General features: G+C 62.6%; 7 protein-coding genes and 1 tRNA gene. 3 read left to right on the plus strand and 5 right to left on the minus strand.

Annotated features, from left to right (window positions below):
• Nucleotides 1–98: 98 nt before the first annotated feature.
• From Q0288_RS08150 to galE, 3 genes are all read right to left on the minus strand, one after another.
• Nucleotides 99–953 (minus strand): dienelactone hydrolase family protein, encoded by an 855-nt coding sequence (locus Q0288_RS08150; RefSeq protein WP_299429399.1) that lies wholly within the window; start codon nt 951–953, stop codon nt 99–101.
• A gap of 110 nt (nt 954–1,063) precedes the next feature.
• Nucleotides 1,064–1,894, minus strand: a complete 831-nt coding sequence (locus tag Q0288_RS08155) for a hypothetical protein (protein ID WP_299429400.1) — start codon at nt 1,892–1,894, stop codon at nt 1,064–1,066.
• A gap of 17 nt (nt 1,895–1,911) precedes the next feature.
• Entirely contained in the window at nt 1,912–2,916 is a 1,005-nt protein-coding gene (galE, locus tag Q0288_RS08160; RefSeq protein WP_299429401.1) for a UDP-glucose 4-epimerase GalE, read from the minus strand.
• Nucleotides 2,917–3,209: 293 nt separating this feature from the next.
• On the opposite strand from galE, the gene Q0288_RS08165 reads away from it, so the two are divergent.
• Both Q0288_RS08165 and Q0288_RS08170 read left to right on the plus strand, forming a co-directional pair.
• A complete protein-coding gene (locus Q0288_RS08165) occupies nt 3,210–4,532 on the plus strand; it encodes a CoA transferase (RefSeq protein ID WP_299429402.1) in 1,323 nt (440 codons plus the stop codon).
• 20 nt (nt 4,533–4,552) lie between these two features.
• Entirely contained in the window at nt 4,553–6,895 is a 2,343-nt protein-coding gene (locus Q0288_RS08170; RefSeq protein WP_299429403.1) for a penicillin acylase family protein, read from the plus strand.
• 27 nt (nt 6,896–6,922) lie between these two features.
• On the opposite strand, the gene Q0288_RS08175 is transcribed toward Q0288_RS08170, so the two are convergent.
• Nucleotides 6,923–7,921: a ribose-phosphate pyrophosphokinase gene (locus Q0288_RS08175; protein WP_299429404.1), complete on the minus strand. Its 999-nt coding sequence runs from the start codon at nt 7,919–7,921 to the stop codon at nt 6,923–6,925.
• Between the two features lie 262 nt (nt 7,922–8,183).
• Here Q0288_RS08175 and Q0288_RS08180 point away from each other — a divergent pair.
• A tRNA-Ala gene (locus Q0288_RS08180) sits at nt 8,184–8,259 on the plus strand.
• A gap of 66 nt (nt 8,260–8,325) precedes the next feature.
• Here Q0288_RS08180 and Q0288_RS08185 read toward each other — a convergent pair.
• Nucleotides 8,326–9,463, minus strand: a 1,138-nt coding sequence (locus Q0288_RS08185; protein WP_299429405.1) for a heavy metal translocating P-type ATPase, incomplete at its 5' end; no start/stop codon positions are given.

Here is a 9,463-nt window from a genome sequence, read left to right on the forward strand (position 1 = left end):
TTTTTCGCCGACCGTCCGGGAGGGGGGTGCTCCCGGATTCAAAAAGATCGCCTCGGGGTCTCCGGGTTGGAGGATGATCTCTTTGCATCCGGTATGGGCTAGCGCAGGCCGAAAACCTGCCTGAAGAAGCCCACCGTGGCCTGAACGGACTCCTGAGCTACCCTGGGATTGGGGGTGAAAACCACCTCGCCGCCGCGTCCTTTATGGGCAAAGGGGTCGTTAACCCTGATCTCGGGCTCGAGGCGATCCCAGGCATGGGTGGCTCCCGGATAGACTCTAGCCGTGATGGAAGGGTTGTTGAGACCTTGTACGAGCCTGGAACAGGTGTCGGGGTCGTCGTAGGTATCGAGTGCCCCGGCCTGAATCAGGACAGGAGCACCGGTAAAAGCCCGGAAATCGTACCCAGGTACAGCATTGTAGACCCAGCACACCGGGTACAGAGGGGCATGGGCGGCAAACCTCAGGGTTCTGCCCAGGTACTGCTCGGTGTAGGGGGCGGTGGCGGAGAGCATCGAGACGACCCCACCCCAGGAGAAGCCCATAATGCCAATGCGGGCTGCGTCAAGCTCGGGCCGCTCCGCCAGATATTTGAGTGCCCCGAACGCATCGGGAAGGGTCTCGGGAACCCCTCTGGGCCGGGAGAGACCGCCAATAAACCCCCGTGCCGCCCACATGTCAATTTCCAGGGTGGCAATTCCGACCCGGTTGAGGGCCTGGGCATAGAGGCTACCCCGGCTGTCTACCCCGGCTGAACCGTGCACGATGACCACGGCTGGGAGCTTTGCGCCTGCGCTCGCGGGCGGCAGGCGCAGTTGCGCTGCCACCGTGAGCGGCCTGGCTGCATCCAGCGAGGGAAAATGCACGTAGTGAACACGGGGCATGGGTTCAAAACCCTGTGCTGTCACCACAGACCCAACCAACCAAACAGCGATTCCCAGAAACAGGTGCTTCATCCGGCCTCCTTTATAGGTGCAGGGATAGCTTATACCAGGTCTGCGCTGGAGCGATAGAAGACCCCCCATAATTTTCCGATAGAGTTTCGCTCGAGCGCTTCGTCTTTTGGTCATTTCGCTGCGGAATTGGCCTCAAACCCCAACGCGTCCCATCCAGACCTGCCGTCCCGGTCTATGCGGGAGCGTTCTTTGCTGGGGGCAAAGCTGGCAAACCAGTCGCGCAGATCGGGCTCGAGGCCCATCAGCACCTTATGCACAGATTTTTTTGAGAGTGGCGCCGCTTGCAACAGACCTTGCAAGAGCAGATCCCCCTTTTCCTCTACCAGCCTGGCCGCCTCGGTGGTGAACTGCCCCTGGAACCAGAGCTGGTCGGAGAGCCCCTTGGGTTTGGTCTCGTAGCTACCCAGGCTCGGTTCGCTGGGTACCAGATGCGCCAGCAGAATGCCCCACAGCCTGGCTTTGGGGTATAGCTCCGGCAGGGCCTGGTGCAGTGCAAAAAGGTAAAGGTAGTTTGCCACAAACTCATCCACCCATTTGGTGCGGGTGCGCAGCTTCCAGGCCACGGCTACTGCGTGGGCGTACTCGTGTCCCAGGTTGAGGTCCAGAAAGTCGCCTGGCTGGCCCGGCGGCCTACCGGCCCTTTTGATGGCAGGAACCAGGGTCTCGCGCAACCGCCATACGAAGCGCTCGGGATAGCGGGCGGGCAGGAACAAGTAGAGCCCATCCTTAAGGCTGGTGCGCTGGAAAGGAAAGCCGTAGGGATGTTTGATGCGGGTTTTCCAGTCGGCCTCGCTCAGTACCAGCAGATGCACCGGAGGAATCAGGGCATAGCCCGACAGTACTTCGCGCAATGAAAGTAAATACTCCTGCATGGCCCTGGCCCGCAGTACCGAGCCATCGGAAGCTTGCAGGGGAATGTGGGGGTGGGGGAGGGCCTGCACAGCCTTGATTGTAGCTTCTATGTATAGCCGAGAATTTCCTTGCGTTTGTGGCCCCACTCGAGCGCACTCGCAATCCCCTGGTCAATCGAAAACTCGGCCTTCCAGCCCAGCAGGTCCAGGGCCCGGTCGGCGTTGGCATAGGCCCCCGCCACATCGCCCGGACGGGGTGCGGCCTCCCGTTGGGGGATGCGCTGCCCATACACCCGCTCGAAAGCCGCCACCAGCTCCTTGACGGTAACACCACGGCCCGTGCCCAGGTTGATAACGGCGTAGGGGCTGGCGGTTTTTTGCATGACCACATCAAACTGCTCCACCGCCTTTACATGGGCCATCGCCAGATCCCAGACGTGGATGTAGTCGCGGATGCCCGAGCCATCGCGGGTGGGCCAGTCCACCCCGGTAATGGTGAACTCCGGCAGTTTGCCCAGTGCCACATCCACCATCTTTCCCAGCACATGGCTGGGCTCGCGCACGTGGATGCCGGAGCGCATCCTGGGGTCGGCCCCGATGGGGTTGAAGTAACGCAGCGCGATCCCCCGAAGCGCGGTGGCTCTGGAGAGGTCTTCCAGCACCATCTCCATCATGTATTTGGTGCGGGCATAGGGTGAGCTGGGTTTGAGCGGCGAGGCCTCGGTCACCTTGAACCCCGGCACGGCATCGTAGATCGAGGCCGAGGAACTGAACACCACCCTGGGATAGCCCAGCTCCTCTACGTTTTTGAAGAATTCCAGGCTCTTGCAGACATTCTCGAGGTAGTAGCGGTAAGGCTGCTCTACCGACTCCGGCACCACAATCAGGGCCGCGCAGTGGACGGTGCTGTGGATCTCGGGGTGTTCATGGAAGATGCGCTCGAGCAAGCCACGGTCGGCAATGTCGCCCTGGTAAAAAATCTTCCCCTCGGTAAAGGCCCTCTGCCCCGTTACCAGGGAGTCCAGCAGTACTGGCATATGACCCGTGTCGAGAAGTGCGTTGGCGATGGTGCTGCCGATATAACCTGCCCCACCGGTAATCAAAACCTTCATAGGACTGATTCTACCGTGACCCAGATCTACCTGATGACGTAATACGAGATTCAGATAGATCATCGGCATCGGCACTACACAGCACCAGGTTGCCGTCACTGTGAGCCCTCGTAGAGCGCGAAGCAGTCCAGCGCACCCGATCACCCATGGGTTGTTCTCCTGGCAAGAACCAGGGAGGGGGCTATGGCCTCCAGGCATTAGCTCGCTCTACCGGTTGTACAAAGGCCATCTTTCTCAGGTTTTGCACTGAGGGACTGGTTGCGTCTGGCCCAGAGCGCGATAGTATCTGGAATATGGGTGCACTGGATGGGCTTAAAGTTCTCGATCTCTCGCGTATTTTAGCAGGGCCGTTTTGTACTCAGATGCTGGCCGATCTGGGCGCGGAAGTCTGGAAAATTGAACCGCCCAAAGGAGACGACACCCGCACCTGGGGGCCTCCATTTTTATCGGAACATCAGCCACCCCCTTCTTCCCTGGCAGGAGAAGGCGAAGCAAAGCGGAGGTTGCTGGCATCGGGCCGGGGGGGAGATGGCAGAGATGCCAACTGGAAACTCGGGTCAGAAGGCGAGAGTGCCTATTATCTCTCCTGCAACCGGGGCAAGAAGAGTGTGGGGGTCAACCTGAAAGACCCCAGAGGCCAGCAAATTGTACAGAACCTGGCCCGCCGGGCCGACGTGCTGGTGGAGAACTACAAGACCGGCGATCTGGCGCGGTATGGCCTCGACTATGCCGCCCTAGCCAGGCTGAACCCCCGGCTGATCTACCTGTCCATCACCGGCTACGGACACACCGGCCCCAGAGCACACGAGCCGGGCTACGATGTGGCGGTGCAGGGGCTGGTGGGCATCATGTCGGTCACGGGGGAGCCGGAGGGGCCACCCATGCGCGTACCGGTGGCCTGGATTGACCTGATGACCGGCATGAATGGGGCCATCGCGGTTCTGGCGGCGCTCCAGGAGCGGGCGCGGAGCGGGCTGGGCCAGCACCTCGATCTGGCCCTGTTCGACGTTGGGCTGGCCGCGATGGTCAACCTGGCCCAGAGCTATCTGGTCACGCACGAGCTGCCCGAGCGGCTGGGAAACGCCCACCCACAGATTGTGCCCTATGGGGCATTTGAGGCAGCGGATGGCTGGTTCATGCTAACCATTGGCAATGACGAGCAGTACCGGCGGGTTTGCGAGGCGATGGGCCACCTCGAGCTCTGGGAGGAGGTGCGTTTTCAGACCAACGCAGGCCGGGTCAGTCTGCGGGCCGAGCTGCTGCCCAGACTCGAGGCCATTCTGCGCCAGAGGCCCCGCAAAGACTGGCTCGAGCGCTTCACCAGGGCTGGCGTCCCGGCCACGCCGGTCAACAGCCTGGCCGAGGCTCTGGCCGAACCGCAGGCCCATGCCAGGGGAATGCGCCTGGAAGTCGCGCACCCCACCCTGGGTTCCATTCCGCTGGTGGGTTCGCCGCTGGCCCACCTATCCCGCACCCCCGCACAGCTTTATGCCCATCCCCCTTTGCTGGGCGAACACACCCAGGCGGTGCTCTCCGAGGCCCTGGGCTACTCCCCCCAGCAGATCCAGCAACTGGTTGAAACCGGGGTGGTTCGGATGGCAACCACGGTAAAGTGAAACTGAACGGAGACGGGTTTATGCGCTGGGTATGGCTTCTAGGGCTTTTGGTGCTGGCTTCGTGTGTTCCCGCCCCTCAGGTACGGCAGGTGCAGGGGCTTTCGGGGCCGGTAAACATCACTTTTGATGGCTGGGGTGTCCCATACATTCAAGCCCTTTCTAGCGATATGGATGTTTTTTTTGCCCAGGGCTATGTCCACGCCCAGGATCGGCTGTTCCAGATGGAGCTGGGCCGCCGCGCCGCACAGGGCCGGCTATCGGAAATTCTGGGCAGTGGGGCCCTCGAGCAGGATCGCTTCTTTCGGATCTGGGGCTTCTACCGCGCTGCCCAGGCTTCGCTGCCCAACCACGCCGAGTTTACCCGCCGCGCCCTGGAAGCCTATGCGGCAGGGGTTAACCAGTACATCCGTGAAGGGAACCGACCCCTGCCCTTTGTGCTGCTGGGCTTTGAACCGGAGCCCTGGACGCCGGTGGACTCGCTGGCCTGGGGCAAGCTTCAGTCTTACGACCTGGGGCAGACCTGGCAGGATGAGATTGACAACACCTTCATCGTGCAAAGGGTCGGCCTGGAAGGATTCAACGATCTGCGCGGAAGCTATCCCGCCGGCTGGCCCACCGTCTTGCAGCCGGGGGAGTTCCGCGCGGATGGGATGGGCCTTGACCCGGTTAATGAGCCGCCCGATACCCAGAAGATATCCCCGGCAACCCTCGAGGCCCTGCGGTATATCGGCGTCTTCTCGCAAACCCTCCGCATCGCCGCACAGAACCCCGACCAGGGCTCCAACAACTGGGTTTTGAGCGGTTCACGCACCACCACCGGCAAGCCGCTTCTGGCCAACGACCCCCATCTGCGCCTGCAAAACCCTGCCCTGTGGTACATCGCCAGCCTGCGCGGCCCCGGTTTCAATGCGATGGGGGCCAGCATCCCAGGGGTTCCGGGGATTTTTCTGGGCCGCAACGACCGGGTGGCCTGGGGTGCGACCAACGTCCGGCCCGATGTGATGGATTTGTTCGTGCTCGAACTCGAGGGCCAGTCCTACCACACCCCGCATGGCCTGGTGCCCCTCCGGCTGCGCCAGGAGGTGATCGAGGTGAGGGGGGCGGTTCCCCAAAGCATCATGGTGCGCGAGAGCGAGCACGGCCCGGTACTTTCCGATCTGGGGCCGGCCTTTTTGCGTCCGGGCCTGACCCGTGGCGCGGCCATCGCCAGCCCTGACCAGGCGGTCTCGGTGCGCTGGACGGGTCTTGACCCACAGGACACCACCCTGGACGCCTACCTCGGCATGAACCGCGCCCGAAGCGCCGAGGAGTTCCGCCAGGCCCTCCGGCGCTACGTGGCCCCCATGCAGAGCTTTGTCTATGCCGATGCGGAGGGAAACATCGGTTTTTTTGCTCCAGGCTGGGTTCCGGTGCGCGACTGGGACGGGCGCTTCCCGGCCAGCGCCCGAAAGGGACAGCGGTGGCAGGGGTATCTTCCCTTCGAAGGCCTGCCCCAGATAACCAACCCTCGAGCAGGGTTTATCTCGAGCGCCAACAACCGGATTCTGCCCCACGGCGGGCCAGATATCTCCACCTTCACTACCGAGGTTTTCCGCGCCCAGCGCGTCCGTGAGCTGATTCTGGCTACACCCAGGGCCAGCCTCGAGGACATGGCCCGCTGGCAGGGCGATACCTACTCGATCATTGCGCGGGAGATGCGGCCTGGCCTGCTGGCCCTGCAACCCCAGAGCGAGGCGGCCCGACGCCTGCAAAACGCAGTGTGGGGCTGGGATTTGCGGGCGGAGCTGGACTCGGTAGGCGCTACAGCCTTTGCCTTCTACTACCGCGAGGTTTCGCGGATGCTGGAAGACGAGCTGGGCCTGCGTTACCCTCCGTTGCCCTACACCTTCGTCAAAACCCTGCGCGAGGATGGGCGCTGGTGCAAAAATTCGAGCCAGAATATCCAGAACTGTGCCGAGTTCATGTCGCTGGCTTTAGAGAAAGCTGGAGCCGAACTCGAGCACCGACTGGGCTCCGACCCGGCCCAGTGGCGCTGGGGAAGGCTGCACCAGGCGGTTCTCAATTCGACCCTCTCCTCCACCCCGCTGGTCGGCGGCCTGTTCAACCGCACCCTGCCCACCCCCGGCTCAATGCACACCGTCAACGTCGCCAACTACAACCAGGACACCTTCCTGCACACTTCCGGGGCCAGCCTGCGCACCCTCTTCGACCTCTCCAACCCCGACCACAGCCGGATTATCTACCCCATGGGACAGTCATCGGATGTGCTTAGCAGCAATTACGACAACCTGCTCTGGCTCTGGCGGGATAACCAGACCCTACCGCTAAGCACGCGCCCAGCCGATGGGGGCCACCGACCATAAAGGCGGAACCAGGAGCACCACCAAGCCCTAAATAAGCACGCTCACCGACTGGTTGGTGTGCACCCGGCGGATCGCCTGGGCCAGCAGCGGCGCAGTGGGCAGGATGGTATAGCCCAGGGCTGGGTTGAGCGCGATGGTATCGGTAAAAACCACCTCACGGATGGCCGGATGGGCCAGATTCTCGCGGGCACTGCCCACCAGCACTGCGTGCGAAGACATTACCACCACCTCGGGAAGCGCCCCGGCGGCCACCAGGGCTTCCACCCCGCGTCGGATAGTTCCGCCGGTGGAAATGATGTCGTCAATGATTAAGGGGCGCTTGCCTGCCACATCCCCAATCACATAGCTGACCTGGGTCTCGCGAGGGCCGATGCGCCTTTTTGCCAGAATTGCCAGCGGGAGGTTCAGGCGCTCGGAAAGGCGGCGGGCTTGTTCGGCCCGCCCCGAGTCGGGCGAGACCACTACCGCATTGCTGGTCAGATGCTGGTTTTCCAGGTATCCGGCAAAAAGCCGTACTGCTGAGAGTTCGTCTACCGGCTGATAAAAAAAGCCCTGAATCTGCGGGGCGTGCAGGTCAACGGTAATCACCCGGTGGATTCCAACATGCTCTAGCAGACCTGCTACCAGCCGGGCGGTGATGGGCTCGCGGCCCTGGGTTTGTTTGTCCTGGCGGGCGTAGCCAAAGTAGGGAATCACCGCATTGATGCGTTCGGCACTGCTGCGGCGCACGGCATCGGCCAGCACCAGTAACTCCATCAGGTTATCGTTGACGGGGGGAGCGGTGGGCTGGATCAGGTATACATCGTCTCCGCGTATGCTTTCCAGCAGGCGAACCTGCACCTCGCCATCGGGAAAGCGTTCAACCGTGGCTTGGCCTAGCGTGATACCCAGAGCTTTGGCAACGGCTTCGGCCAGGGGGCGGTTGGCATTGCCGCAAAAGAGTTTGACATGTCCGCCGTTGGTGTGCTCCAAATCCTCCACAGGTTCGGATCCCAACCGCTGCTCAATTACGGATGCTCCCCCCATGCTTCCTCCTCCTCGAGTACCCGCACCACTGCCAGCCCAACGAGGTCACCTGGATACCTCAGTATACCTGGGCACCCGACCAGGAATCAGAGTGCCTGCAAGGTGCAGTCTTAATATAGAGCAGGCTGGGTCACAGAAAGCCGGCAAACCTGAGTCTGCTGGGGGGACTTGCTGTCAGGCGGGGCGACGAACCAAACCATCGCCCTGGCGATGAGGCTTGACGAGCCCGGGCTTGCCGCCTATACTTTCCTTTGCTGTTTGCGGGGCTGTGGCGCAGCTGGGAGCGCGTCTGAATGGCATTCAGAAGGTCAGGGGTTCGAATCCCCTCAGCTCCACCAGGAGAACCAAAGCAAAGCCCGTGGATGACTTTCACGGGCTTTTGTATTGCTGGTCCGGAGATTCAACTACCCCCTCACACGGTGCGTCATCAGGCGCAACCCTACCAGGATCACAAATACCGTGCTGCCCTCGTGGGCCAGTACACCCAGTGGAAGCGGCACCATTCCGGCCAGCGCGAAGGCTCCCACCACTACGATTACACCCAGGGCAAAGCTCAGGTTGAAGTAGACCGTTCGGGCGGTGGAGCGGGCCAGCTTCTGGGCCCCTACCAGCCGGGTCAGGTCGTTTTTCATCAGCACCAGGTCGGCGCTCTCGAGCGAGACATCGGAGCCTGTTGCCAGCGAGACCCCCACCTCAGCGGCGTTGAGGGCCGGGGCGTCGTTGATGCCGTCACCCACCATGACCACCGCGCCGGTTTGCCCCAGTTGCTGTACACGCTGAAGTTTCTGCTCGGGCAACAGTTCGGCGTAGACCTCGGAGATGCCTATCTGGTCGGCGATATGGTCAGCCACAACTTTGCGATCACCGGTGAGCATCACCACCCGTGCTCCTTGCTGCTTGAGGCTGGCGATGGCCCGGGCGGCTTCCGGGCGGGGGGTGTCGGCCACACCCAGGAGGGCGATAGGGTGGCGGTTGGCGCCCAGCACGGCGGTGGTCTGCCCCAGGCTTTCCAGGGCGTGCAGGCGCTGCTCGAGGGTGGGGGAGAGTTCGATGCCCAGCTCGCCCAGCAGACGGCGGTTGCCCACCCAGACCTGCGAGCCGTCGGCCAGCACCCCCACTACCCCATGGCCCCGGATGGCCTGGATCTCACGCACCTCTGGTACCGGGCCAGTCCAGGCCCGGGTGATGGCCTGCGCGATGGGGTGTTCGCTGTAGCGCTCGATCCCGGCGGCCAGGGCGCTGGCCTCGGCCTGGCTGCCTTGTAGAACCTCGAGGCTAACCAACTGCATGCGTCCCTGGGTAAGGGTGCCGGTCTTGTCAAAAACGAAGATACTGCCTCTGGCGAGGGATTCCAGGGCAGCCCCGCTTTTGAACAGCGCCCCGGCCCTGGCTCCTGCAGCCATGGCCGACAGAACCGCGGCAGGGGTGGCAATCACCACCGCACAGGGACTGGCCACCACCAGGAAGGTCATGGCCCGGTACCAGGCCTGGGCGGCCTCGAGCCCAAAGCCATAGTGGGCCATCGCAAACACCAGGGGGGCC

It is taken from the genome of uncultured Meiothermus sp. (genome assembly GCF_937863175.1).
Classification (GTDB): Bacteria; Deinococcota; Deinococci; order Deinococcales; family Thermaceae; genus Meiothermus.